A 24,291-nucleotide genomic window follows, 5' to 3' on the forward strand; every position below is an offset into this window, starting at 1 on the left:
CGGACCTTAGACCAATAGCATCTAGGCTCTAGTGTTGGCGGACATAATTAACCTGACTCATTTTGATTTACCCAAGTTCCAGGAAATGCAGGTTCCAAGAAACAGTTTCCAGGAAAATCGGTTCCGACAAACAGGGCTCAACCTCATCGCCTTGCTGGATCACGCGGCGGTGAATGGGGCGGGGCCGTTCCCAGGTGTGCTCCCGGATGAACTTCATGCTTTCTTCGCGTCAACGCCGGGCGATTCGCCTGGCCAGTCGTTTCATCGCGCCTTATCGCTGGCAGGCCCTGGGGGCGTTGCTGGCGCTGGTGGTGACCGCTGGCATCACCCTGTCCATGGGGCAGGGCATCCGCCTGTTGGTGGACCGGGGCTTCATGACCGGGTCGCCGGATTTGCTCAACCAGTCCATCGGTCTGTTTCTGTTATTGGTGCTGGGGCTGGCGGTGGGGACGTTCGTGCGTTTCTACCTCGTGTCGTGGATTGGCGAGCGTTGCGTGGCGGATATCCGTCGGCAAGTGTTCAATCATCTGATCTACCTGCACCCGGGCTTCTATGAGAACAATCGCAGCTCGGAGATCCAGTCGCGGCTGACCGCCGATACCACCTTGCTGCAATCGGTGATCGGCTCGTCGCTCTCGCTGTTTTTGCGTAATGCGCTGATGGTCATCGGCGGCATCGTGCTGCTGTTTGTCACCAATCCCAAGCTTACCAGCATCGTAGTGATCGCCTTGCCCCTGGTGCTGGCGCCGATCCTGATTTTCGGCCGCCGGGTGCGCAGCCTGTCGCGCTTGAGCCAGGACCGTATCGCCGATGTCGGCAGCTACGTGGCGGAAACCCTGGGCCAGATCAAGACCGTCCAGGCCTATAACCACCAGCCCCAGGATGAGCAACGCTTTGCCCAGACGGTGGAAGAGGCGTTCAACACCGCGCGCCGGCGTATTGTCCAGCGCGCCTGGCTGATCACCCTGGTGATCGTGCTGGTGCTGGGGGCGGTCGGGGTGATGCTCTGGGTCGGCGGCATGGATGTGATCGCCGGGCGTATTTCCAGTGGCGAGCTGGCGGCCTTTGTCTTCTACAGCCTGATCGTCGGCAGTGCCTTCGGCACCCTGAGCGAGGTGATCGGCGAGCTGCAACGGGCCGCCGGCGCAGCGGAGCGGATTGCCGAGTTGCTGCGTTCGGAAAACCTGATCCAGCCGCCGAGCGACGGCCCGGCCAGCTTGCCCGAGCGGGTGCGGGGCGAACTGGTGCTGGAGAACTTGCGCTTCTCTTATCCGTCGCGTCCGGACAGTTACGCCGTCGATGGCTTGAGCCTGACTATCCACGAGGGAGAAACCCTGGCGCTGGTCGGGCCGTCGGGGGCGGGCAAGTCGACCCTCTACGATCTGCTGCTGCGCTTCTACGACCCGGAGCAGGGGCGCATCCTGCTCGATGGCGTACCCCTGACCCAGCTCGACCCGCAGGATGTGCGTCGCTGTTTTGCCTTGGTGTCGCAAAGCCCGGCGCTGTTCTTCGGCAGCATCGAGGAGAACATTCGTTATGGCAAACCCTCGGCCACCCCGGAACAGGTCAGGGAGGCGGCAAGGATCGCCTACGCCCATGACTTCATCGAGAACATGCCCGAGGGTTACCGGACCCATCTCGGCGATGCGGGGCTGGGACTGTCCGGCGGCCAGCGCCAGCGCCTGGCGATTGCCCGGGCGCTGCTGGTGGATGCGCCGATCCTGTTGCTGGATGAAGCCACCAGCGCCCTGGATGCCCAGAGCGAGCATTTGATCCAGCAAGCCTTGCCGAGCCTGATGAAGAATCGCACCACCCTGGTGATCGCCCATCGCCTGGCCACGGTGAAAAACGCCGACCGCATCGCGGTGATGGATCAGGGCCGGTTGGTGGCGGTGGGCACCCATCAGGAGCTGATCGCCAGCAATCCACTGTATGCGCGCCTGGCGGCCTTGCAGTTCAGCGATGGCCAGTCTGTGTCCTGAACTTGCGCTGGAAACGAAAATGCCCGCATCGCTGCGGGCATTTTTTATGAGGCGTTATCGCTTACTGATCGTCGAAATACCGCTCATGCCAATCCACCAGTGGCTGTGGCGAATTGAGCTTCTGGCCGTAGATCACCGAATAGGACAGCACGTTCTGCACGTACTGGCGGGTTTCGTCGAACGGAATACTTTCCACCCAGACGTCGAAGCTCAGGTGGTCGGCGCCACGGAGCCATTGGCGCACGCGTCCGGGGCCGGCGTTGTAGGCGGCGGAGGCGAGCACTCGGTTGCCATTGAACTGGCTGTGCACCTGGCTCAGGTAGGCGGCGCCGAGCTGGATGTTTTTGTCCGGGTTCAGTACTTGCTGCGGCGAGGCCAGCGGGATGCTGAACTTGCGCGCGGTTTCCTTCGCGGTGCCGGGCATCAGTTGCATCAGGCCGGCCGCACCGACGCCCGAACGAGCGTCGTCCATGAACGCGCTTTCCTGGCGGGTGATCGCGAAGACCCAGCTCGAGTGCAGGCCACGGACCTTGGCTTCGCGCACCAGGGTGTCGCGATGGGCCATCGGGAAGCGGATGTCCAGGTCGTCCCAGTACTTCGCCTGGCTGATGGTGCGAATGGCTGGGAAGTACCATTTCAGGTCATAGGCCAGCTTGGCCTGGGCGACCATTTCGTCACGGTTGAAATGACGGCTGACGTGGTACCACTCACGCCGGCCATCGACGATCTGGCCACGGGCATGAAACTCCAGGGCGCGCCGCACGCCGGGCGTATTGCGCACCTTGTTGATCACTTGCTGGCTGAGCACCAGCGGTTTGTTGTTCAGCTGATAAGGCAGCTGGGTACGGTCGGCCGCGAGGAAACCATAGAAATCGCGCTCGTTGGCCAAGCCTTTGTAGAGGGTCTGGGCCTGGGGGTTCTGCGGTTCGGCCAGTTCCAGGCTGCGCGCTTGCCAGTAGCGCCAGCGGTTGGTAGTCGCCAGGTCCTGGGGCAGCTTGCGGGTCAGCTGGTAGGCGTCTTCCCAGCGAGCCAGACGCAACAGCAGGCGCAGGCGCCATTCGGAAACCGTGTTGTCGCGCAGCTCGGGATCGTATTTGGTCATCACTTCAAGGCCGCGGCTGTCGAAGCGCCGCGCCAGGGTCAGGCCGATTTCCCGGGCGATCGCCACTTTTTCGTCACGGGAGAAGTGCATGCTGCTGGCATAACCGTCGAGCAGGGCCATGGCCCTGTCCGGATCCTGGCGGGCCAGGCGGCGCAGACCCAGGCCGACCACGTCGGACATGGCTTCGCTGGCCGGAGTGAAGCGCGACGGCTGGCTGAGCAGTTCGGGCTTCTGGGCAACGTCTACTAGCAGCCGGCCCTGAGGGGCGAGGGTGGTCATGCTGTTGACCAGGCTATTGGCCAGCGGATAGTTGCGGGCCTCGGCGGCCAGCTTGGCGCGCTGCCAGCGCTTCTGTTCGGTCAACTGGCCTTCGGCGGCCCACTGGGCGAACAGCGCATCGCAGGTGGCCGGCAGGGATTTGCCGCTGAGCCAGAGCTTGTCGGTGGCGGCGTAACCTTCGGCCTTGAGGTTGTGGCCCAACTGGTATTGCGCATTCAGGCAGTCCAGCTCGGTGAAGTTGAGCTTGGGGTCGTAATACTTGACGAAGGTGGCCCAGTCGCCGCGTTCGGCCAGCCAGCGCAACCAGCGCAGTTTCATCCAGTTGGCCTGGGGCAGGTCGCCGTGTTCACGGAGAAACTTTTCGATCTCGGCGTTGCTGGCGGTCTTCAGCCGGGCGGTCAGTTCGTCATAGGCCAGATAGGGCTCGAGCGGGTAGTCGGCCAGGACCTGGCTGTAGCGGAAATACGGACCGGAGTCACCCTTGGCCAGGGCGCGCTTGGCTTCATCGTAATATTGACGCTGGAGTGAGAGGTCTGCGGCCTGAGCGGTGTGCACGGCAGAGGCAGAAAGAAGCAGGCAGGATAAAAGGCTGAAAAGGCGACTGCGCATGAGACATCCGGGCAGAGAAATCATGACAAGTGCCGACAATGCCAACACTGATTATTCCCTAGCTTAGCCTTTTGCCAGCAGCGGGTGAAAGCTTTGCCGGCCTCTTGTCGCCAGTTCGCTGCAAATGTTGTTCAGGGTGCTTCAGGAGTGAAAATGCCGGCCTTCTGAGGCCTCAACTCAGGTAGAATGCGCGCCCGGTTTTTGGAGAAGCTCATGACCCTGCTCAAATTCAGCGATGTGTCCCTTGCGTTCGGCGCTATGCCGTTGTTGGACAAGGTGTCCTGGCAGATCGCCCGTGGTGAGCGGGTGTGCATCATCGGCCGCAACGGCACTGGCAAATCCAGCATGCTGAAGCTGGTCAAGGGCGATCAGAAGCCCGACGACGGTTCCGTATGGCGCGCGCCCGGTCTGAAAATCGGCGAATTGCCGCAGGAATTGCCAGTGGCCGACGAGCGGACGGTGTTCGACGTCGTCGCCCAGGGCCTCGATGGCGTTGGCGAATTGCTGGCGCAGTATCACCACCTGAGCCAGAACATCGTCACCGATGCCGATCTGGAAAAGCTCATGCACGTCCAGCATGACCTCGAAGCCCGTGACGGCTGGCGCTTGCAGACCCTGGTGGACAGCACCCTGAGCCGCCTGCAGCTGCCGGCCGACAAGACCCTCGCCGAGTTGTCCGGTGGCTGGCGTCGTCGCGTCCTGCTGGCCCAGGCCCTGGTATCCGAACCGGACCTGCTGCTGCTCGACGAACCGACCAACCACCTGGATATCGGCGCCATCGCCTGGCTGGAAGAAGCCCTGAAGGACTTCCAGGGCGCCGTCCTCTTTATTACCCACGACCGTTCCTTCCTGCAGAACCTGGCGACCCGGATTCTCGAGCTGGACCGTGGTGGGCTGATCGACTGGAACGGCGACTACGCCAGCTTCCTGGTACACAAGGAGGCCGTGCTGGCGGCTGAAGAGACGGCCAACGCGCTGTTCGACAAGCGCCTGGCCCAGGAAGAAGTCTGGATTCGCCAGGGCATCAAGGCCCGCCGTACCCGTAACGAAGGCCGTGTGCGTGCCCTCAAGGCCCTGCGTGTCGAGCGCAGCGAGCGTCGCGAGCGTACCGGCAAGGCCAATATCCAGCTGGAAACCGCCGACAAGTCCGGCAAGCAGGTCATGGTGCTTGAAGACGTGAGCTTCGCTCATCCGGGCGGTCCATTCCTGGTCAAGAATTTCTCCATGGTCCTGCAGCGCGGCGACCGTATCGGCCTGCTCGGCGCCAACGGTACCGGCAAGACCACGCTGCTCAAACTGATGCTGGGCGGCCTGGTGCCGAGCAGCGGCAAGGTGGAGGAGGGTACACGTATCGACGTGGCCTACTTCGACCAACTGCGTCACCAGCTGGACCTGGAAAAGACCGTGATCGACAACGTCGCCGAAGGTCGCGACTTTATCGATATCGATGGCCAGAGCCGCCACGTGCTCAGCTACCTGGGGGATTTCCTGTTCAGCCCGCAGCGTGCCCGCACGCCGGTCAAGGCGCTGTCCGGTGGCGAGCGTGCTCGCTTGTTGCTGGCCAAGCTGTTCAGCAAACCGGCCAACCTGCTGGTGCTCGACGAACCGACCAACGACCTGGACGTGGAAACCCTCGAGCTGCTGGAAGAAGTGCTGCTGACCTTCCAGGGCACCGTGCTGATGGTCAGCCACGACCGGGCATTCCTCGATAACGTGGTCACCAGCACCCTGGTGTTCGAAGGTGAAGGCAAGGTTCGCGAATACGTCGGCGGTTATCAGGATTGGTTGCGTCAAGGCGGTTCGCCACGCCTGCTGGGCGTGACCGAGAACAAGTCGGGCAAGGCCGAGCTGAACTCGGCGGTGGTTGCGCCTGTGGCGGCGGCACCTGCCGCGGCACAGGAAGCGCCTGCGGCCAAGAAGAAGCTCAGCTACAAGTTGCAGCGCGAGCTCGAGGCGTTGCCTGGCCAGATCGAAGCCATGGAGCAGCAGATCGCCAGCGTGGAAGCGGAAATGGCCGACGCTGGCTTCTATCAGCGTCCTGCGGCCGAGACTACGGCGGTCATCGCCCAGTTGGAACAGCTCAATGCTGAACTGGATGTGATGGTCGAGCGTTGGGCCGAGCTGGATGCCTGAGTGACCTGGAGGCAATAAAAAAGCCCGACATTCATGTCGGGCTTTTTGCAGGGCCAGTGCGGGCGGAGAATTCCGCCAGCGGGCTCAGCGTTTGACCAGGTGCACGGCCAGCACGTCGCAAGGGGCGCCGTGCAGCACGTCGTTGGCGGTCGAGCCCAGCAGCAGCGCCAGGCCGTGCCGGCCATGGCTGCCGACCACGATCAGGTCGCATTCCTGTTCCTTGGCCAGATGATGGATTTCCTGGCGTGGCTGGCCATAGGTCAGGTGGCTGTATTCCTTGGACAGCTCAGGGTATTTGGTGATGAGGCGATCGAGACGTTCCTTGGCCTGGTCGAACTGCTGCTGTTGCAATTGGGACAGGTCCATCGGTACGTCGCCGCCGAACGCCATGGCCATCGGCTCGACGATATGCACCAGGGACAATTTGGCGCTGTTGCTGACCGACAGCTCGCGAGCCCGGTGGATAACAGGATCGCACTCTTCGGTTAGATCTACGGCGACCAGAATATGGTGGTAGGGCATGAGGTGCTCCTCCTGAGGATTGCAATAGCTTCAAGTATGGCTGGTTTCAAGCGGATTGGTTCCGACCTGGATCAATCGGCTCATCAAGAATCGGGAGTACAGATATGACGGTCTGGATAGTGGTGTCAATCCTCGCGGTGGTGTTGAGCCCGCTGGCATGGCTGCGCCCGTCGCGCCGCCAGAGCGGGCAGATCGCCCTGCGCATGGAGGCGCGCCGCATGGGCCTGGGCATGCAACTGGCGCCTCAGGAGTGGCCGCACTGGATGGATCCGCAGCCTCCAAGCCCCTGTGCGCAATACCATCGGCCGCGGCGCGGCACACAACTGGCCTGCTGGGCCTACTGGCAAAGTGCGCCGGGCGTGTGGGTCAACCAATGGCGGGAAGCCTGTGCGGACCCGGCCTTGCTCGAGCACTTTCGCACGCTGCCGGCCAACGTGTTCAAGGTCGAGGCCGACCGGCAGATGATCGTCTTGTATTGGGGCGAACGTGGCGAAGCCAGTGTTTTGCAAGACATTGCCGCAGTGCTCAAGGCGCTGGCGTGAAGCATGGCCTGCGCCGCAATGGCACGGGTTATTGAAAGGCAGGCAATAAAAAGCCCGACAAGGTCGGGCTGGGTTGGCCAGGCAGGCCGGTAAATCCTTTCTGATCCCCTGGTTCTGAGCGGCGGGGGATGAGGGTTGTCGCTGATCTTACGCCTGGTTTTCGGCCAGGCATCCATATTTTTGCTCCAGGATTGTGCCAGCGTAGCCGCGAATCGGTTATGGGGGCGACGTATTAGGGCGACTTTTCTAAAGATTGATTCTATGAATGTCCTGAGATGAGCAGGCTTGTTGATGGTGCGTGCCCGTCTGGAATGACTAAGAAGTCGCGTTTCAAACAACCTTTTGGGCGATTGACAATTGTCGGATTTTGCCTGAATGTGGCGTACCCAAATCAAACGGGCGTATGAATTGAGCGTTTGTATTACCAGACGGCTCTTCCAGAATCCCGACTATCGCGTTGGCGGGTGTGCCTGGCGGATTGGCGTAGCATCGATGGAAACGTCGCTGCCGAGTCAGAAGTTAGCGTCCGACGTGTACTGTTCAGCTTCCATATCGTGGAGATCAGTTGATGATTTACGAAGGTAAAGCCATCACGGTTAAGGCTCTTGAAAGTGGCATCGTCGAATTGAATTTCGACCTCAAGGGTGAGTCCGTCAACAAGTTCAACCGTCTTACCCTGAACGAATTGCGTTCGGCCGTGGACGCCATCAAGGCAGATGCGTCGGTCAAGGGTGTGATCGTCAGCAGTGGCAAGGACGTCTTCATCGTCGGCGCCGACATCACCGAATTTGTCGACAACTTCAAGCTGCCGGATGCAGAGCTTGTCGCAGGCAACCTCGAAGCCAACAAGATTTTCAGCGATTTCGAAGACCTCAACGTTCCGACCGTTGCCGCGATCAATGGCATCGCGCTGGGCGGCGGTCTGGAAATGTGCCTGGCAGCTGACTATCGCGTCATGTCCTCCAGCGCCAAGATCGGCCTGCCGGAAGTCAAGCTGGGCATCTACCCGGGCTTCGGCGGTACCGTTCGCCTGCCACGCATCATCGGTGCCGACAACGCCATCGAATGGATTGCCGCCGGCAAGGAAAACCGTGCTGAAGACGCACTGAAAGTCGGTGCGGTCGACGCTGTCGTCGCTCCGGAAAAACTGCATGAAGCGGCCCTGGCCACCGTCAAGCGCGCCATCTCCGGCGAGTTCGACTACAAGGCCAAGCGTCAGCCGAAGCTGGAAAAGCTCAAGCTCAACGCCATCGAACAGATGATGTCCTTCGAAACCGCCAAGGGTTTTGTCGCCGGCCAGGCTGGCCCGAACTACCCGGCGCCGGTCGAAGCCATCAAGACCATCCAGAAAGCCGCCAACTTCGGTCGTGACAAGGCGCTGGAAGTCGAGGCAACAGGCTTCGTCAAACTGGCCAAGACCTCTGCTGCGCAGAGCCTGATCGGCCTGTTCCTGAATGACCAGGAACTGAAGAAAAAGGCCAAGGCCTACGACGAAATCGCCCAGGACGTGAAGCAGGCCGCCGTACTCGGCGCCGGCATCATGGGTGGCGGTATCGCCTACCAGTCGGCGTCCAAGGGCACGCCGATCCTGATGAAAGACATCAACGAGCACGGTATCGAGCAAGGCCTGGCGGAAGCCGCCAAGCTGCTGGTCGGCCGTGTCGATAAAGGTCGCATGACCGCGGCGAAGATGGCCGAAGTGCTCAACGGCATTCGTCCAACGCTGTCCTACGGTGACTTCGGCCACGTCGACCTGGTGGTCGAAGCGGTCGTCGAGAACCCTAAGGTCAAGCAAGCGGTTCTGGCCGAAGTCGAAGACCAGGTCAAGGAGGACACCATCCTCGCTTCGAACACCTCGACCATTTCCATCAGCCTGCTGGCCAAGGCCCTCAAGCGTCCGGAAAACTTCGTCGGCATGCACTTCTTCAACCCGGTGCACATGATGCCGCTGGTCGAAGTCATCCGTGGCGAGAAGTCCAGCGAGCTGGCCGTGGCAACCACCGTTGCCTACGCCAAGAAAATGGGCAAGAACCCGATCGTGGTCAACGACTGCCCGGGCTTCCTGGTCAACCGCGTGCTGTTCCCGTACTTCGGCGGTTTCGCCAAGCTGGTCAGCGCCGGCGTGGACTTCGTGCGCATCGACAAGGTCATGGAAAAATTCGGCTGGCCGATGGGCCCGGCCTACCTGATGGACGTGGTCGGTATCGACACTGGCCACCACGGTCGTGACGTGATGGCCGAAGGTTTCCCGGATCGCATGAAAGACGATCGCCGTTCGGCTATCGATGTGCTCTACGAAGCCAAGCGCCTGGGCCAGAAGAACGGCAAGGGTTTCTACGCCTACGAGGCGGACAAGAAAGGCAAGCAGAAGAAAGTGGCCGACCCGTCGGTGCTGGAAGTGCTCAAGCCTATCGTGTACGAGCAGCGTGAAGTCACTGACGAGGATATCGTCAACTGGATGATGATCCCGCTGTGCCTGGAAACCGTTCGTTGCCTGGAAGACTGTATCGTCGAAACCGCGGCCGAAGCCGACATGGGCCTGGTGTACGGTATTGGTTTCCCTCCATTCCGTGGCGGTGCGCTGCGCTACATCGACTCGATCGGTGTTGCCCAGTTCGTTGCCCTGGCCGACCAGTACGCCGATCTGGGCGCGCTGTACCACCCGACCGCGAAGCTGCGTGAGATGGCCAAGAACGGCCAGAGCTTCTTCGGTTAAGCGCCCCCTACTAGAGCGAGAGTGAATATATGAGCTTGAATCCTAGAGACGTCGTGATTGTCGACTTCGGTCGTACTCCGATGGGCCGCTCCAAGGGCGGCATGCACCGCAATACCCGCGCCGAAGACATGTCGGCGCACCTGATCAGCAAATTGCTGGAACGCAACGCCAAGGTCGATCCGGCGGAAGTCGAAGACGTGATCTGGGGCTGTGTGAACCAGACCCTGGAGCAGGGCTGGAACATCGCGCGCATGGCGTCGCTGATGACCCAGATCCCGCACACCTCGGCTGGCCAGACCGTCAGCCGTCTGTGTGGCTCGTCGATGAGCGCGCTGCACACCGCCGCCCAGGCGATCATGACCGGCAACGGTGACGTATTCGTGGTTGGCGGCGTCGAGCATATGGGCCACGTGAGCATGATGCACGGCGTCGACCCGAACCCGCACATGTCCCTGTACGCGGCGAAAGCCTCGGGCATGATGGGCCTGACAGCCGAGATGCTCGGCAAGATGCACGGCATTACCCGTGAGCAACAGGATGCCTTCGGCCTGCGCTCCCACCAACTCGCCCACAAGGCGACGGTGGAAGGCAAGTTCAAGGACGAAATCATCCCGATGCAGGGTTACGACGAGAACGGTTTCCTGAAACTGTTCGACTACGACGAGACCATTCGTCCCGAGACCACCCTGGAAAGCCTGGCGGCCCTCAAGCCGGCCTTCAATCCAAAGGGCGGCACCGTGACGGCCGGTACTTCGTCGCAGATCACCGACGGTGCTTCGTGCATGATCGTGATGTCGGCGCAGCGTGCCCAGGACTTGGGTATCCAGCCGCTGGCGGTGATCCGCTCGATGGCGGTGGCGGGTGTGGATCCGGCGATCATGGGCTATGGTCCAGTACCGGCCACGCAGAAAGCACTGAAGCGCGCGGGCCTGGGAATCACCGATATCGACTTCTTCGAGCTCAACGAAGCTTTCGCGGCGCAGGCTCTGCCGGTGCTGAAAGATTTGAAAGTGCTCGACAAGATGAACGAGAAGGTTAACCTGCACGGCGGCGCGATCGCCCTGGGTCACCCATTCGGTTGTTCCGGTGCGCGTATCTCCGGCACCTTGCTCAATGTCATGAAGCAGAATGGCGGCACCTTTGGCGTGTCCACCATGTGCATTGGCCTTGGCCAGGGCATTGCCACTGTCTTCGAACGCGTTTAAGCGTTGCGTTGATGGAAGCCGGGGCCCAGTGCCCCGGTTTTTGTTTTTCTGAAGATTTATATTTTTTATTTTGCACGAGGGCCAGAACATGCAATTACAACCCGGGCTCTATCAGCATTACAAGGGACCGCAGTACCGCGTTTTCAGCGTGGCGCGGCATTCCGAGACGGAAGAGGAAGTAGTGTTCTATCAAGCCCTGTATGGCGATTACGGCTTTTGGGTGCGCCCCTTGAGCATGTTCCTGGAGTCGGTCGAGGTTGACGGCGAGCAGGTGCCACGCTTTGCTTTGGTGCAGGCCGAACCCAGTCTTTTTTCGCAGCCTTAAGCTGAGGTCGCGCAGAACCCTGCGCTTGACCTCACCTTGTTGCCACTATATATAGCGGTGCCGCGTCAGGCGCCAACCGCCTCTCACTTCTCGAATTCAGGAATTTTCCGATCCATGGGCAAATCGCTGGTCATTGTGGAATCCCCGGCTAAGGCCAAGACCATCAACAAGTACTTGGGTAACCAATACGTGGTGAAGTCGAGTATCGGCCATATCCGAGACCTGCCCACCAGTGGTTCGGCGAGCGCCGCCAAAGAGCCTGCCGCCAAGCGTGGCAAGGCGGCTGCTGGTGAAGCACCGGCGCTGTCGGCCAAGGAGAAGGCGCGCAAGCAGCTGGTCTCGCGCATGGGAGTCGATCCGGACCACGGCTGGAAAGCCAAGTACGAGATCCTTCCAGGCAAGGAAAAAGTCATCGAAGAGCTGCGCCGGCTCGCCAAGGATGCTGACACCATCTATCTCGCAACGGACTTGGACCGCGAAGGGGAGGCCATTGCCTGGCACCTGCGGGAAGCCATTGGTGGGGATGACAGCCGCTACAAGCGCGTGGTGTTCAACGAAATCACCAAGAAGGCGATCCAGGAAGCCTTCTCCCAGCCGGGCGAGCTGGATATCGATCGGGTCAACGCTCAGCAGGCGCGTCGTTTCCTCGACCGCGTGGTGGGTTACATGGTTTCGCCGTTGCTGTGGGCGAAAATCGCCCGTGGCCTGTCTGCCGGTCGCGTGCAATCGGTGGCGGTGAAGCTGGTGGTGGAGCGTGAGCGCGAAATTCGTGCCTTCATCCCTGAAGAGTACTGGGAAGTTCATGCCGACCTCGGCACCGCCAAGGGCGCCAATGTGCGCTTCGAAGTGGCCCGGGAAAACGGCGAGGCCTTCAAGCCGCTGAACGAAGCCCAGGCCATGGCGGCGCTGGAGAAGCTCAAGGCGTCGACCTACACCATCGCCAAGCGTGAAGACAAACCGACCAGCAGCAAACCGTCGGCCCCCTTCATTACTTCCACCCTGCAACAGGCCGCGAGCAACCGCCTGGGCTTCGGGGTGAAGAAAACCATGATGATGGCCCAGCGTCTGTATGAAGCCGGCTACATCACCTATATGCGTACCGACTCGACCAACCTCTCGGCTGATGCCCTGACGATGGCGCGGACCTATATCGAAGAAGAGTTCGGCAACAAATACCTGCCGTCCTCGCCGAACTTCTACAGCAGCAAGGAAGGGGCCCAGGAGGCGCACGAAGCGATTCGTCCGTCCGACGTGAACACCCATCCAAGCAAGCTGTCGGGCATGGAGCGTGACGCCGAGCGCCTCTACGAGCTGATCTGGCGCCAGTTCGTGGCCTGCCAGATGCTGCCGGCGCAATACCTGTCGACCACCGTCAGCGTCGCCGCTGGCGGCTTCGAGCTGCGTGCCAAGGGCCGCATCCTCAAGTTCGACGGTTACACCCGGGTCATGCCGCAGATGAGCAAGCCGGGCGACGACGATGTCCTGCCGGACATGGCGCAGGGCGATGTGCTGAAACTGATCAAGCTCGATCCGAGCCAGCACTTCACCAAGCCGCCGGCGCGTTACTCCGAAGCCAGCCTGGTCAAGGAAATGGAAAAACGTGGCATCGGTCGTCCTTCGACCTACGCGGCGATCATTTCCACCATCCAGGATCGCGGCTACGTGGCGTTGCACAATCGTCGTTTCTATTCGGAAAAGATGGGCGACATCGTCACCGAGCGTCTGTCCGAGAGCTTCTCCAACCTGATGGACTACGGCTTCACCGCCGGTATGGAAGAGCACCTCGATGACGTGGCCCAGGGCGAGCGCGACTGGAAAAACGTCCTCGACGAGTTCTACGGTGACTTCAAGAAGAAGCTCGAAGTGGCCGAAGGCAGCGACAGCGGCATGCGCGCCAACCAGCCGGTGATGACCGATATCCCGTGCCTCACCTGTGGTCGTCCGATGCAGATTCGTACCGCGTCCACCGGTGTATTCCTCGGTTGTTCGGGTTACAGCCTGCCGCCGAAAGAACGCTGCAAGGCTACCGTCAACCTGGTGCCGGGCGACGAGATCGCCGCGGACGACGAGGGTGAATCCGAGTCGCTGGTACTGCGCGGCAAGCACCGTTGCCCGATCTGCAGCACGGCGATGGACGCTTATCTGCTGGACGAGAAACGCAAGCTGCACATCTGCGGTAACAACCCGGATTGCGCGGGCTACGAGATCGAAGAGGGCAGCTATCGCATCAAGGGCTACGAAGGTCCGAGCCTGGAATGCGACAAGTGCGGCAGCGAGATGCAGCTCAAGACCGGACGTTTCGGCAAGTTCTTCGGGTGCACCAACCCGACCTGCAAGAACACCCGCAAGCTGCTCAAGAGCGGTGACGCGGCGCCACCGAAGATGGATCCGGTGAAGATGCCTGAGCTGAAATGCGAGAAGGTCAACGACACCTACATCCTGCGCGATGGGGCATCGGGTCTGTTCCTGGCGGCCAGCCAGTTCCCGAAAAACCGTGAAACCCGCGCACCGCTGGTGCTCGAGCTGATCCCGCACAAGGACGAGATCGATCCGAAGTATCACTTCCTCTGCGAAGCGCCGAAGAAGGACCCGGACGGTCGCCCGGCGGTGATCCGCTATAGCCGCAAGACCAAGGAGCAGTACGTGCAGACCGAAGTCGACGGCAAGCCGACTGGTTGGCGCGCGTTCTACGACGGTGGTAGCTGGAAGGTCGAAGACAAGCGTTAAGGTCCGCATCGGACGCTTCTGAAAAGGCCGCGTAAACCTCTCAAGGGTACGCGGCCTTTCTTTTGGGCTTGCGGTGGGCTGGAGTGTTCCATGACACTGTAAGGCCAGCCTGCTGTATCTATTCGTTGTGGAGATTGCCGTCATGGCCCACGAACTCTATACCCGTACCAACCAGAAAATTTATTTCGCCGGCCTGTCGCTGGAAGCCTTGGCGCGAGCCGAAGCGGGCGGGGCAATGAATGCTCAGGCGCTGGTGCAGGCGGGACGAGAGTCGGTGTTGTTTCACCTGTACGGTGCGCTGCTTGGCTTGTGCCATGAAATCGCCGGCTTCTATCGCCTCCCACAGGCCAATGCGCCCCGCGCGGAGCTGCTGTTGACCCGTGAGGTGCTGGAAAGCATCGCCATCCCCGAGCTGGCCGAGCTGGTGGAACTGGCCCATAACCCGGAGACCTGGCTGGCGAAGCTGCTGGCCGCCCATTCGGCGATGTTCCAGCCACCGCGGGTGCCGCATAAACCCAAGGGCGATGTCACCCAGCCGTTGATTGTCGCAGTGAACCTCGATGAAGAAGAGCAGGCACCGCAGCTGAGCCGGGAAGAGCTGGAGCAATGGCGTCAGAACCTCAAGGCTTTGGCGATTCGCTTCCGTGACGGCCTGAATGAGTGTTGAGCCGCCGCTAGCGGATATCTTCGAGTACGACCAATCATTCAAGGATGAGTAATGGCTTCAGCTACAGAGACGAATGCACTGCCTGCGCTGTTCGATCGTGTCGATCGTCTGGCGGACGCGGCCGCTTCGTCCCGGGATCTGCTCAAGGCGGTGGAGCAGATTCGCGATTTTCCCGAACCTATTGTCCTTAGTCGTTCAGATCCCAACTCAAAAAAACTGGCCTGGTGCCTGTGCATTGCCGGAATACTGGTCTGGCCGTTGCTGATTCCCGGGATCTACCTGATGCGCCGGCGCGGCGCCAACCACTTCATTCATCCGGATGTGGTGAAGGCGCTATCGCAGAAGATCATTCGCAAAGCGGCTCTGCTCAGCGCTGGCGTAGATGATGCGTCGGCTTCGGGGGGGGTCACTCTGGCTGTGATGATGAATGAGTTTGCGCACTATCGTCGGGGTAACTATTCCCGTGAGCTCAAGAACACGCTGCTGGGCGTTTATAACGGTGCGGTGCACGATCTGCCTTACGCTTTCCACCATCTGCATTACGTCGATATGGAAACCTACGAAGTATCGGTTTCCGATGGCAAGGGCGGTTCTCGAAGGGAAACCAGAACCCGCTATGTTGGATATGACCGCTATAGCCTGGTGTTCGACTTTCCCTGGGCGGCCGAGGTTGCCGTTCGTGGTGACAAGCATCGAGCCATGGATCGCGAGCATCTCTACAAGACCACGACCCGGGAATTCAATTCTGCCTTCACCCTGACTGGCGCGACGGAGATGGCCTGCGCGACTTTCGCCACGCCGGTCACCGTACTCAAGCTGCTGCAGATCGCCAAGGAGCTGAAAGACGTCAGTTTCGAGTTTTCCTCCCAGAGCCGCCTATGCGTGAGCTTCAACAATGATGATGTGGTCGGCATCGCTACCTCGGCGGTAAGCCTTGCGGAGCCGGTCGCCTTTCATGCCGGCTTGATGCAGGGGGCGACGATGCCGCGCCTGAGACTGGTGCTGGAGCTGTTGCACCAGTTTGCCGAGTTGCATGACGACAATTTCAATCTACCGAAGAAAAGAACGCAGGACATGGAGCAGTAAATGATCATCCTTCTTACAGCGATACTGGTGGCCTGGCTCCTCTGGTATTACTACAACAAGATTGTCGGCGCAGGGAACCGCGCTCAGCGCGCATGGGCCGATGTGCTTGTGTATGAGCGGCAGAAGATCAAGGTGCTGGATGCCCTGGAGGAACAGGCTTCCAGCTTCAAGATCTATGAAAGCAACGTGCTGGAGAAAGTGGTGGGCCTGCGTTCGGCCCTCGGAAGGTTGCCTGAGGCGGCCAGTGGGGAGGCGCTGAAGTCGACGCAGATGGCCACTAGGGAACTGGTGGGGGGGCTGAACATGGCCTTTGAGGCCTATCCGGAACTCAAGGCGGCGGGAATCGTCAGTGGGTTGATGAAGGAAATCGTCGAACAGCAGGCGAACATTGCAGCCGCCGTTACGGTCTTCAACCGGACCGTCGAGGAGTTCAATAACTGCATCCAGATGTTCCCCAGTTCGATGGTCAACGCGGTCATCAACAAGAAGCAGGCTATTACGCCGTTTTCCGATAAGGAAGCCGCCGCGAGTTTTGATTACAAGCCGAATTTCTGATGGCAAATGCCTGTTTGTAACGCCAGGCCAATAAAGAAAACCGTTTGGGCCCGCGCGAGGTCGGGGTGATGACTGATATAATCCCGGCCTTTCGTGGAGAACAGACCTTTATGCCAACGTCCTTTCTAGAAATTGTCGAATTGCCAGACGGTCGTATCGAGCTGCGCAGGGCCGAGGACGAGGGTTCTCTGGTCACTCTGGACTTTTCAGAGGATGCCAAAGCCTTCTTGCAAGGCCAGCATGTCGAGGTGGCCAAGGCCATGTTGAGCGTGGGTGTGCAGATGGCGGGTCGCCTGGTTGAAGGCGAATTGGAGAAAGAAGAGGGGCCACGGATTCTTCACTGAGTCCGTTTGTCGGTTTTTTTGCTGTCGTTCGTCGCCTCCTTCCGGCTTCTCAATCCTGGAGAAGCCTTGTGTCATTCAAGCGTGTCCATCGACGCTTCTAGCGGTCAGCCCAGACGAATATTCAGGCTTTGTGCGTCGCCCGTGCGGGCTGCGCTGATGAGCTGTTGACGGGCGCTGCTGTTCAACGGGTTGAGCCAGCTGACAACGGTGTGGCTGCGTCCCAGGCGCAGCGCCTCGCAAGCCAGTTGTTGCGCGCTTTGGGCGCCGCGCGGGTGCAGCAGCAGAATTCGTTCGCGGTTCAGGCCGGCATCGCGCAACCAGGCCTGGGTCAGGCTGGCCGGTGGGGCAATCAATGTCAGCCAGCGCGCATCCTGGTCCTGGCTCAGTTCCCTGAGGATGGGCGCCAGCAGGCTCAGGCAATTCCCGGCGGCACCGCGTAACGACAGTTCACTGAAGGCTTCCGGTTCGTTGCTCCAGGGCGATTCGACGACCTCTTTGAGGATAGGCGCCAGGGGTTGGGCCATGAACGCTTCGAACAGTGGCAGTTGTGCATGCTGTGGTGTGTGAGGGAACTGCATACAGCCTCCTTTAGCGGCGAATGACGCCGACACTCAAGCCTTCGATCACCAGGTCCTGATCTTTCAGGTTGACTTCGATAGGGGCGAACTCAGGGTTTTCGGCAATCAGCCAGACTTTGCTGCCTTCGCGCTTGAAGCGTTTCACGGTGACTTCGTCGCCAATGCGGGCGACGACGACCTGGCCGTTGCGGGCCTCGCGAGTGGTATGCACGGCCAGCAGGTCGCCGTCGAAGATGCCGATGTCCTTCATGCTCATGCCGTGAACTCGCAGCAGGTAGTCGGCACGTGGATGGAAGAAGGCCGGATTGATGTTGCAGGACTCTTCGATGTGCTGCTCGGCGAGAATTGGAGCACCGGCGGCAACCCGGCCGATGATGGGCAGGCTGGAGTCGTCGGGCTTGGCTTCGAACCCCGGGATGCGAATGCCGCGGGAGGCGCCTGGAGTCATTTCGATCGCGCCCTTGCGGGCCAGCGCCTTGAGGTGTTCTTCAGCGGCGTTGGGCGACTTGAAACCCAGTTCCTGGGCGATTTCCGCGCGGGTCGGTGGGTAGCCGTTGTCTTCGAGGCAACGTTTGATAAAAGCCAGAATCTCAGCTTGGCGTGGCGTCAGTTTTAGCATGTCGATCGCTCTGTCTTTTTATACAGTGACTGGAATTATATACAGTGAATGCCGCTTGGCAATCCTCCTTTTTCCAATCGCCGCTGGACGGTCGGGTCGCCGCTGCGCATGCCTGGTGTCGCGTGGCTGGCTACAGGAGGCGGCAGGTATGATTAAATAGCTGACTGACCGGCCGCAAAACGGACAGGCAGGCTTGACAAGGCTGGGGCTGAAACGTATGTTTCAAACAAGTGTTTGTCAGGCGGAGTAGCCATGGCCCAGTCGGAAACCGTTGAACGCATTCTCGATGCTGCCGAGCAGTTGTTCGCGGAAAAAGGTTTTGCCGAAACCTCATTGCGGCTGATCACCAGCAAGGCCGGGGTCAACCTGGCGGCGGTGAATTATCATTTCGGTTCCAAAAAGGCCCTGATCCAGGCGGTGTTCTCGCGCTTCCTCGGGCCGTTCTGCGTTAGCCTCGACCGTGAGCTGGAGCGGCGTTCGGCCAAGCCGGACAGCAAGCCAAGCCTCGAAGAGCTGCTGGAAATCCTCGTCGAGCAGGCCCTGGTGGTTCAGCCTCGCAGCGGCAACGACCTGTCCATTTTCATGCGCCTTCTGGGCCTGGCCTTCAGCCAGAGCCAGGGGCACCTGCGACGTTATCTGGAAGACATGTACGGCAAGGTGTTCCGCCGCTACATGCTGCTGGTCAATGAAGCCGCTCCACGTATTCCACCGATCGAACTGTTCTGGCGTGTGCACTTCATGCTGGGGGCGGCGGCGTTCAGCATGTCGGGGATCAAGGCCTTGCGTGCGATTGCCGAGACCGACTTCGGGGTCAATACCTCGATCGAGCAGGTAATGCGCCTGATGGTGCCATTCCTTGCGGCCGGCATGCGCGCCGAAACCGGTGTCACCGACGATGCCATGGCCACGGCGCAGCTCAAGCCGCGCAGCAAATCGACTCCGGCGGTCGCCAAGGCCTGACCGTCCGGGTGGGCGCGGCAGCTTACATCCGCTAAGCTAGCCGCCCATGCCAACTCTCGTTTCCTACCTCTCTTTACACCTTTCGCCGATCGTCGCTTGCCGGGCCTTGCCGCCGGCAATGGATTCGTGCGTCCGCGCCACGCCAGCACCCTTTGCGGTGCCGTGCGCGCACTTCGTTACTAAGGAATTGCTATGACCACAGGCCTGCAAGGCTCCTTGATGGTGGATGTCGCCGGTACCTGGCTGACGGCTGAAGATCGCCAACTCCTGCGCCAGCCCGAAGTGGGTGGGCTGATCATCTTTGCCCGCAATATCGAGCATCCGCGGCAGGTGCGTGAGTTGAGCGCGTCCATCCGGGCGATTCGCCCGGACCTGCTGCTGGCGGTGGACCAGGAGGGCGGTCGCGTGCAACGCCTGCGCCAGGGCTTCGCGCGGCTGCCGGCCATGCGCGCCATCGCCGACAATCCGAATGCCGAGTACCTGGCCGAGCAGTGCGGCTGGATCATGGCCACCGAAGTGCTGGCCGTCGGCCTGGACCTGAGCTTCGCGCCGGTGCTGGACCTCGATCATCAGCGCAGCGCCGTGGTGGGCACCCGTTCCTTCGAGGGCGACCCCGAGCGCGCCGCCTTGCTGGCAGGCGCCTTTATCCGTGGCATGAACAGCGCCGGCATGGCGGCCACGGGCAAGCATTTTCCCGGGCACGGCTGGGCCGAGGCGGACTCCCACGTGGCGATCCCCAATGACGAGCGCAGCCTCGACGAGATTCGCGCCAAGGACCTGGTGCCTTTCGCGCGCCTGAGCAAGCAGCTGGCGGCGGTGATGCCGGCCCACGTCATCTATCCTCAGGTCGATGCCCAGCCAGCCGGGTTCTCCCGCCGTTGGTTGCAGGAGATCCTGCGTGGTGAATTGCAGTTCGACGGTGTCATCTTCAGTGACGATCTGTCGATGGCCGGTGCCCATGTGGTGGGCGATGCCGCGAGCCGGATCGAAGCGGCGCTGTCGGCCGGTTGCGACATGGGCCTGGTGTGCAACGACCGGGCGGCGGCCGAGCTGGCCCTGAGCGCGGCCCAGCGTCTGAAAGTGACGCCGTCGGCGCGTATTGCGCGGATGCGTGGCCAGGCGTTTGCCTGCACCGACTATCGTCAGGATCCGCGTTGGCTGACGGCGCTCGGCGCGCTCAAAGATGCCCAACTGATCGATTAAGGGCTTTTGCGATGACGGTTTACGCGATTATCGGCGGTACCGGCCTGACCCGGCTCGAAGGCTTGAGCATTCACCAATCCTTGCCCCTGGATACGCCCTATGGCGCTCCGTCGGCGGATATCCAGAAGGGTGAATACGCCGGTCGCGAGGTGCTGTTTCTGGCGCGTCACGGTCATCCCCATCGCTTCCCGCCGCATCAGGTGAACTATCGGGCCAATCTCTGGGCGCTGAAGCAGGCTGGCGCCGAGGCGATTCTGGCGGTCAACGCGGTGGGTGGCATTCATCCGGCGATGGGCTCCGGGCATTTCTGCGTGCCGCATCAGCTGATCGACTACACCAGCGGTCGTGAGCACACCTATTTTGCCGACGACCTGGAGCAGGTCACCCACATCGACTTCAGCTATCCCTACAGCGAGTCGCTGCGCCAGCAATTGATTGCCGCGCTGGCCGCCGAAGGCTGCGAATTCAGCAGTCAGGGCGTGTACGCCTGCACCCAGGGGCCACGCCTGGAAACCGTGGCGGAGATCGCCCGCCTGGAGCGTGACGGCTGCGACATCGTCGGCATGACCGGCATGCCGGAAGCGGCGCTGGCCCGGGAGTTGGAGTTGGATTACGCCTGCCTGGCGCTGGTGGTGAACCCGGCGGCAGGCAAGTCCGCGACGGTGATTACCATGGCTGAGATCGAACAGGCATTGGAGGACGGCATGGGCAAGGTGCAGGCGACGCTGGCGCGGGTCCTCACGGCAAACCTGTAGCCGCTGCCGAAGGCTGCGGCCGAGTGCGTAGCGCTCGCAAAACCTGAATCCACGGTATTTACGTCTGCTGCACAGCCGATCGCAGGCTGCACCAGCGGCTCCAGATCAGCGTCCGCCTTTCTTGTCGGGCAGCGGGGCGAAGAGGGCTTCGATGTCTTCGCTCTGCAGCTTCCAATCCCCGGCCTTGCGCCCATCCAGCACGCCCGCGGCCAGGTCGGACTTCTCCTGCTGCAGGTGCTGGATTTTCTCTTCCACCGTGCCGCGGGCAATCAGCTTGTAGACGAACACCGGCTTCTCCTGGCCGATCCGATAGGCGCGGTCGGTGGCCTGGTTTTCCGTGGCCGGGTTCCACCAGGGGTCGTAATGGATCACGGTGTCGGCTTCGGTCAGGTTGAGGCCGACGCCGCCGGCTTTCAGGCTGATCAGGAAGATCTGCAACTTGCCGCCCTGGAAGTCCCTGACCGGCGTGCGGCGATCGCGAGTCTGTCCGGTCAGCAGGGCGTAGGCGACATTGCGGCGCTTCAGTTCGGCTTCGATCAGGCTCAGCATCGAGGTGAATTGCGAGAACAGCAGGATGCGCCGACCCTCGTCGAACAGTTCCTCGAGCATCTCCATCAGGCTGTCGAGCTTGCCGGAGGAACTGCCTCGCGCCGGCACCGCGTCTTCGTTGACCAGGCGCAGGTCGCAGCACACCTGGCGCAGTTTCAGCAACGCTTCAAGAATGATGATCTGGCTGCGGGCCACGCCCTTGCGGGTGATCTCGTCGCGGACTTTCTTGTCCATGGCCAGGCGCATGGTTTCGTACACATCGCGCTGGGCTTCATTGAGCTCCACCCAATGGATGATCTCGGTCTTGGGCGGCAGTTCGGTGGCCACCTGTTCCTTGGTGCGGCGCAGCAGGAAGGGCTTGATCCGCCCATTGAGGTGCTGCAGGCGCACTTCGCTGGCGTGCTTTTCAATCGGCACGCGGTAGTCGCGATTGAAGCTCTTCACGTCCCCCAGCCAGCCGGGCAACAGGAAATGGAACAGCGACCACAGCTCGCCCAGGTGATTCTCCAGCGGCGTGCCGCTCAGGCACAGGCGCTGCCGGGCATTGAGCGCACGCGCGGCCTGGGCCGCCTTGCTCGACGGGTTCTTGATGTATTGCGCCTCATCCAGCACCAGGACATGCAGGGGCAGGGCGGCGAGTTGCTCGACATCCTTGGGCAGCAACGCGTAGGTGGTCAGGATCAGGTCGTAGTCGTTCAGCCGGGCGAAGTGCTTATGGCGGCCGGCGCCATACAGGGCCAGGACCTTGAGTTGCGGCGTGAAGTGCGCCGCCTCGTCGAGCCAGTTGGGGATCAGGCTGGTGGGCATCACCACCATGCACGGCCGATCCAGGCGCCCGGCGTTCTTTTCGCTGAGCACATGGGCCAGGGTCTGCAGGGTTTTGCCCAGGCCCATGTCGTCGGCCAGGATGCCACCGACTTCCAGCTGGCGCAGGGACTGCATCCAGCTCAGGCCTTCGAGCTGATAGGGGCGCAGCGTGGCGTTCAGGCCCGCCGGCGCGGGGGCCGAGTAGTCCTTGATGTCGCGCAGCCGCTGGGCGAAGGAGCGGATGTGTTCGCCGCCTTCCCAGAGCAGGGGCAGGTCTTCCAGCGGATTGAGGCGGGTCGCGTCGGCACTGCTCAGGCGCAGTGTGGTTTCGCCGGGTTCCTGCAGATAGAACTCGCCCAGGGTGGCCAGCACCGGCTTCAGCCGGCCATAGGGCAGGGCCACTTGCAGGGGGCCGTTGGGCGAGTTGGGGCGCCCGGGAATGTTCACCAGGATCAGCTCGTCGTCGCGGCGTCTGGCCAGGCGCTCCGGGTTGAGGATCTCGGTGTGGGAGCGCATCAGGTTGAGCAGGATCGGCAACAGGCTCAGGCGCTCGCCGTTGACGATGATGCCCAGCTCCAGGTCGAACCAGTCGCGCCCCGGCGCTTCGTCCACCGTGGCGTACCAGTCGTCCACGGCGGTCAGGTCGAAGCCGAAGTCGTCGTCGATCTGCAGCTCCCAGCCCTGGGTGCGCAGCTTGGGCAGTTCGTTGAGGGTGAAGGTCAGCCAGGCGCTGTCATTGACCATTTCATACAGCTCGCCGGCGCTTTCCGGCAGGGCTTTGCTTTGCCGGGTGGCAATCTTGAAACCCAGCGCTCGCAGCTGTTCGCGATAGCGTTGTTCGACTTCCGGCTGGCGCTTGATGCGCAGGGTCTGGTGTTCCTGGCGAATCACCACGTCGGCGTTTTTCTGCCCGCTGACGTATTCCTCCAGGTAGCTGAACGACAGCGCGGCACGGTGCTGGATGTAGCGCTGCATCTTGCCGTTGCGCGGTTCGAAGGCGCTGAACTCGATACTGGCCAGCCACAACCGGGGCACCGGTTGCACATTGTCGACGATCTGTTGCGGCAGCGGGGCGGGGCTGCGGTTTTCCAGGACGGCCTGGAGTTTTTCCAGCAGCTCGGCGTCTTTCGCCGCCGCCGGGTAGGCCAGGGTCTCCTCGATTTTCAGCAGCACCGCGGCAATGTGTTTGCAATTACTGCGCACCGGGCAGGTGCAGGAGGCTTCGACCATCAGCAAGGTGTTCTTGGCCGACTCGCGCAGGCTGATGGTCTGTCGATAGACGTTGCCCCCCGAACCCTCGCAACTGGCGGTGATGACGCTGTCGCCGGCCTGGACGATCCTGACGCGGTTCTCCAGGGCGTAGCGGCGGCCACGCTCCAGGGCTTGTTCCTTGAATCGGCTGACCCAGGAAGGTGCCAGGGGTTTGGTCAGGGTCGGGGGCATAGGGACTTCTGTCAGTCCACGATTTCAGGCGGCGCCTCGCGCGGCGTGGGGGCCGACAGCGAGGTGATCTTGATCAGCAGGGCCAGGTGGCCGTTGTCGAGGTAGTTGAGCTGGCCGTTCTTGGTGTGGCTTTCCTGTTTCAGGCGTTCGCTGGCGGTCACCAGGCCGTTGCTGTCGATCCGGTTGACCCAGAACTGCGCATCCACATCGGTGAAGCGCCCGAGCTTGAGGGTCAGGGTGCCCTCGATCGGGAACTGGCCGAACTGTTCCTGGCCCTCGCTGACCGCGACTTTCACCGGGTTTTCGTCCAGCGCCTGTTGCCAGGCCTTGTGCATCAGCACGCTGTAGTCACCGCTGGCGGCGAGTTTCTCGACCACGCCACCCAGCGCCGGGGTGCGCTGGCTGTCGGCGCCCGGGCGTTGGGCGCCGGCGGCCCAGTCTTCGGGGGCGGCGCGGCTGACGATGGCGGGAACCGCGTTCTGCCGGACCAGAATCATTTCGACCTGATACATGTCGGCAAACGCCGAGGGAGCGACCAGGGTCAGAAGCAAGGTCAGTGAGCGAAACAGGCGCATGGGGCGTC

20 protein-coding genes are annotated in these 24,291 nt (G+C 61.4%); 14 read left to right on the plus strand and 6 right to left on the minus strand.

The annotated features are described in order from the left end of the window. The first annotated feature begins 206 nt into the window (after positions 1 to 206). The gene (locus C4K27_RS09920) at positions 207 to 1,982 is read left to right on the plus strand and encodes an ABC transporter transmembrane domain-containing protein (protein ID WP_162136160.1); all 1,776 of its coding nucleotides are present in this window, start codon (positions 207 to 209) and stop codon (positions 1,980 to 1,982) included. Between the two features lie 61 nt (positions 1,983 to 2,043). Here the strand turns inward: C4K27_RS09920 and C4K27_RS09925 are convergent, their stop codons facing one another. After that, complete coding sequence (locus tag C4K27_RS09925) at positions 2,044 to 3,972, minus strand: transglycosylase SLT domain-containing protein (protein ID WP_053260299.1); 1,929 nt, start codon at positions 3,970 to 3,972, stop codon at positions 2,044 to 2,046. Positions 3,973 to 4,185: 213 nt separating this feature from the next. Here C4K27_RS09925 and C4K27_RS09930 point away from each other — a divergent pair, with 213 nt between their 5' ends. After that, on the plus strand, positions 4,186 to 6,105 hold the full coding sequence (locus tag C4K27_RS09930; protein ID WP_016704948.1) for an ATP-binding cassette domain-containing protein: 1,920 nt from the start codon (positions 4,186 to 4,188) through the stop codon (positions 6,103 to 6,105). An 84-nt stretch (positions 6,106 to 6,189) separates the two neighbouring features. Here the strand turns inward: C4K27_RS09930 and C4K27_RS09935 are convergent, their stop codons facing one another. After that, the gene (locus tag C4K27_RS09935; protein WP_007921319.1) at positions 6,190 to 6,627 is read right to left on the minus strand and encodes a universal stress protein; all 438 of its coding nucleotides are present in this window, start codon (positions 6,625 to 6,627) and stop codon (positions 6,190 to 6,192) included. A gap of 104 nt (positions 6,628 to 6,731) precedes the next feature. On the opposite strand from C4K27_RS09935, the gene C4K27_RS09940 reads away from it, so the two are divergent. The 9 genes from C4K27_RS09940 (at position 6,732) to C4K27_RS09985 (ending at position 16,794) form a co-directional block, all read left to right on the plus strand. Further along, entirely contained in the window at positions 6,732 to 7,169 is a 438-nt protein-coding gene (locus C4K27_RS09940) for a hypothetical protein (protein ID WP_053260300.1), read from the plus strand. A gap of 568 nt (positions 7,170 to 7,737) precedes the next feature. Beyond that, entirely contained in the window at positions 7,738 to 9,885 is a 2,148-nt protein-coding gene (gene fadB, locus C4K27_RS09950) for a fatty acid oxidation complex subunit alpha FadB (RefSeq protein ID WP_053260301.1), read from the plus strand. A gap of 29 nt (positions 9,886 to 9,914) precedes the next feature. Beyond that, positions 9,915 to 11,090, plus strand: coding sequence for an acetyl-CoA C-acyltransferase FadA (fadA, locus tag C4K27_RS09955; protein WP_053260302.1), 1,176 nt, complete (start codon positions 9,915 to 9,917; stop codon positions 11,088 to 11,090). Positions 11,091 to 11,178: 88 nt separating this feature from the next. Continuing rightward, a complete protein-coding gene (locus tag C4K27_RS09960) occupies positions 11,179 to 11,415 on the plus strand; it encodes a DUF1653 domain-containing protein (protein WP_007921312.1) in 237 nt (78 codons plus the stop codon). Positions 11,416 to 11,529: 114 nt separating this feature from the next. After that, a complete protein-coding gene (topA, locus tag C4K27_RS09965; RefSeq protein ID WP_007921310.1) occupies positions 11,530 to 14,142 on the plus strand; it encodes a type I DNA topoisomerase in 2,613 nt (870 codons plus the stop codon). A 142-nt stretch (positions 14,143 to 14,284) separates the two neighbouring features. Continuing rightward, positions 14,285 to 14,809 (plus strand): DUF6586 family protein, encoded by a 525-nt coding sequence (locus C4K27_RS09970; RefSeq protein ID WP_007921306.1) that lies wholly within the window; start codon positions 14,285 to 14,287, stop codon positions 14,807 to 14,809. 51 nt (positions 14,810 to 14,860) lie between these two features. Further along, positions 14,861 to 15,895, plus strand: a complete 1,035-nt coding sequence (locus tag C4K27_RS09975; protein WP_053260303.1) for a hypothetical protein — start codon at positions 14,861 to 14,863, stop codon at positions 15,893 to 15,895. Beyond that, on the plus strand, positions 15,896 to 16,450 hold the full coding sequence (locus C4K27_RS09980; RefSeq protein ID WP_007921304.1) for a LemA family protein: 555 nt from the start codon (positions 15,896 to 15,898) through the stop codon (positions 16,448 to 16,450). 110 nt (positions 16,451 to 16,560) lie between these two features. Continuing rightward, positions 16,561 to 16,794, plus strand: coding sequence for a hypothetical protein (locus C4K27_RS09985; protein WP_009042980.1), 234 nt, complete (start codon positions 16,561 to 16,563; stop codon positions 16,792 to 16,794). Between the two features lie 104 nt (positions 16,795 to 16,898). Here the strand turns inward: C4K27_RS09985 and sulA are convergent, their stop codons facing one another. Both sulA and lexA read right to left on the minus strand, forming a co-directional pair. After that, positions 16,899 to 17,372: an SOS-induced cell division inhibitor SulA gene (gene sulA / locus C4K27_RS09990; RefSeq protein WP_007921302.1), complete on the minus strand. Its 474-nt coding sequence runs from the start codon at positions 17,370 to 17,372 to the stop codon at positions 16,899 to 16,901. Between the two features lie 10 nt (positions 17,373 to 17,382). Next, the gene (lexA, locus tag C4K27_RS09995) at positions 17,383 to 17,991 is read right to left on the minus strand and encodes a transcriptional repressor LexA (RefSeq protein ID WP_007921301.1); all 609 of its coding nucleotides are present in this window, start codon (positions 17,989 to 17,991) and stop codon (positions 17,383 to 17,385) included. A 252-nt stretch (positions 17,992 to 18,243) separates the two neighbouring features. Here lexA and C4K27_RS10000 point away from each other — a divergent pair, with 252 nt between their 5' ends. From C4K27_RS10000 to C4K27_RS10010, 3 genes are all read left to right on the plus strand, one after another. Further along, positions 18,244 to 18,951 (plus strand): TetR/AcrR family transcriptional regulator, encoded by a 708-nt coding sequence (locus tag C4K27_RS10000; RefSeq protein ID WP_007921300.1) that lies wholly within the window; start codon positions 18,244 to 18,246, stop codon positions 18,949 to 18,951. A 204-nt stretch (positions 18,952 to 19,155) separates the two neighbouring features. Beyond that, positions 19,156 to 20,154, plus strand: a complete 999-nt coding sequence (nagZ, locus tag C4K27_RS10005) for a beta-N-acetylhexosaminidase (RefSeq protein ID WP_173613340.1) — start codon at positions 19,156 to 19,158, stop codon at positions 20,152 to 20,154. An 11-nt stretch (positions 20,155 to 20,165) separates the two neighbouring features. Continuing rightward, positions 20,166 to 20,909 carry an S-methyl-5'-thioinosine phosphorylase gene (locus tag C4K27_RS10010; protein ID WP_053260305.1) on the plus strand — a complete coding sequence of 248 codons (744 nt, stop codon included), beginning with the start codon at positions 20,166 to 20,168 and terminating at the stop codon, positions 20,907 to 20,909. A 105-nt stretch (positions 20,910 to 21,014) separates the two neighbouring features. Here C4K27_RS10010 and C4K27_RS10015 read toward each other — a convergent pair whose 3' ends face one another. Both C4K27_RS10015 and C4K27_RS10020 read right to left on the minus strand, forming a co-directional pair. Beyond that, a complete protein-coding gene (locus tag C4K27_RS10015; RefSeq protein WP_053260306.1) occupies positions 21,015 to 23,708 on the minus strand; it encodes a DEAD/DEAH box helicase in 2,694 nt (897 codons plus the stop codon). Between the two features lie 11 nt (positions 23,709 to 23,719). Continuing rightward, positions 23,720 to 24,283, minus strand: coding sequence for a CsiV family protein (locus C4K27_RS10020; protein WP_053260307.1), 564 nt, complete (start codon positions 24,281 to 24,283; stop codon positions 23,720 to 23,722). Positions 24,284 to 24,291 lie beyond the last annotated feature (8 nt).

Source organism: Pseudomonas chlororaphis subsp. chlororaphis, assembly GCF_003945765.1.
In the GTDB taxonomy this organism is placed as follows: domain Bacteria; phylum Pseudomonadota; class Gammaproteobacteria; order Pseudomonadales; family Pseudomonadaceae; genus Aquipseudomonas; species Aquipseudomonas chlororaphis.

What these genes read in the sequence shown, in the direction of transcription:
- C4K27_RS09940 (WP_053260300.1), top strand. Translation starts at nt 6,732, where the DNA reads ATGACGGTCTGGATAGTGGTGTCAATCCTCGCGGTGGTGTTGAGCCCG.
- C4K27_RS10000 (WP_007921300.1), top strand. Translation starts at nt 18,244, where the DNA reads ATGGCCCAGTCGGAAACCGTTGAACGCATTCTCGATGCTGCCGAGCAG.
- C4K27_RS09975 (WP_053260303.1), top strand. Translation starts at nt 14,861, where the DNA reads ATGGCTTCAGCTACAGAGACGAATGCACTGCCTGCGCTGTTCGATCGT.
- C4K27_RS09970 (WP_007921306.1), top strand. Translation starts at nt 14,285, where the DNA reads ATGGCCCACGAACTCTATACCCGTACCAACCAGAAAATTTATTTCGCC.
- fadB (WP_053260301.1), top strand. Translation starts at nt 7,738, where the DNA reads ATGATTTACGAAGGTAAAGCCATCACGGTTAAGGCTCTTGAAAGTGGC.
- C4K27_RS09925 (WP_053260299.1), bottom strand. Translation starts at nt 3,972, where the DNA reads ATGCGCAGTCGCCTTTTCAGCCTTTTATCCTGCCTGCTTCTTTCTGCC.
- topA (WP_007921310.1), top strand. Translation starts at nt 11,530, where the DNA reads ATGGGCAAATCGCTGGTCATTGTGGAATCCCCGGCTAAGGCCAAGACC.
- fadA (WP_053260302.1), top strand. Translation starts at nt 9,915, where the DNA reads ATGAGCTTGAATCCTAGAGACGTCGTGATTGTCGACTTCGGTCGTACT.
- C4K27_RS09960 (WP_007921312.1), top strand. Translation starts at nt 11,179, where the DNA reads ATGCAATTACAACCCGGGCTCTATCAGCATTACAAGGGACCGCAGTAC.
- C4K27_RS09920 (WP_162136160.1), top strand. Translation starts at nt 207, where the DNA reads ATGAACTTCATGCTTTCTTCGCGTCAACGCCGGGCGATTCGCCTGGCC.
- C4K27_RS09930 (WP_016704948.1), top strand. Translation starts at nt 4,186, where the DNA reads ATGACCCTGCTCAAATTCAGCGATGTGTCCCTTGCGTTCGGCGCTATG.
- C4K27_RS10010 (WP_053260305.1), top strand. Translation starts at nt 20,166, where the DNA reads ATGACGGTTTACGCGATTATCGGCGGTACCGGCCTGACCCGGCTCGAA.
- lexA (WP_007921301.1), bottom strand. Translation starts at nt 17,991, where the DNA reads ATGCTAAAACTGACGCCACGCCAAGCTGAGATTCTGGCTTTTATCAAA.
- C4K27_RS10020 (WP_053260307.1), bottom strand. Translation starts at nt 24,283, where the DNA reads ATGCGCCTGTTTCGCTCACTGACCTTGCTTCTGACCCTGGTCGCTCCC.
- C4K27_RS09980 (WP_007921304.1), top strand. Translation starts at nt 15,896, where the DNA reads ATGATCATCCTTCTTACAGCGATACTGGTGGCCTGGCTCCTCTGGTAT.
- sulA (WP_007921302.1), bottom strand. Translation starts at nt 17,372, where the DNA reads ATGCAGTTCCCTCACACACCACAGCATGCACAACTGCCACTGTTCGAA.
- C4K27_RS09985 (WP_009042980.1), top strand. Translation starts at nt 16,561, where the DNA reads ATGCCAACGTCCTTTCTAGAAATTGTCGAATTGCCAGACGGTCGTATC.
- C4K27_RS09935 (WP_007921319.1), bottom strand. Translation starts at nt 6,627, where the DNA reads ATGCCCTACCACCATATTCTGGTCGCCGTAGATCTAACCGAAGAGTGC.
- C4K27_RS10015 (WP_053260306.1), bottom strand. Translation starts at nt 23,708, where the DNA reads ATGCCCCCGACCCTGACCAAACCCCTGGCACCTTCCTGGGTCAGCCGA.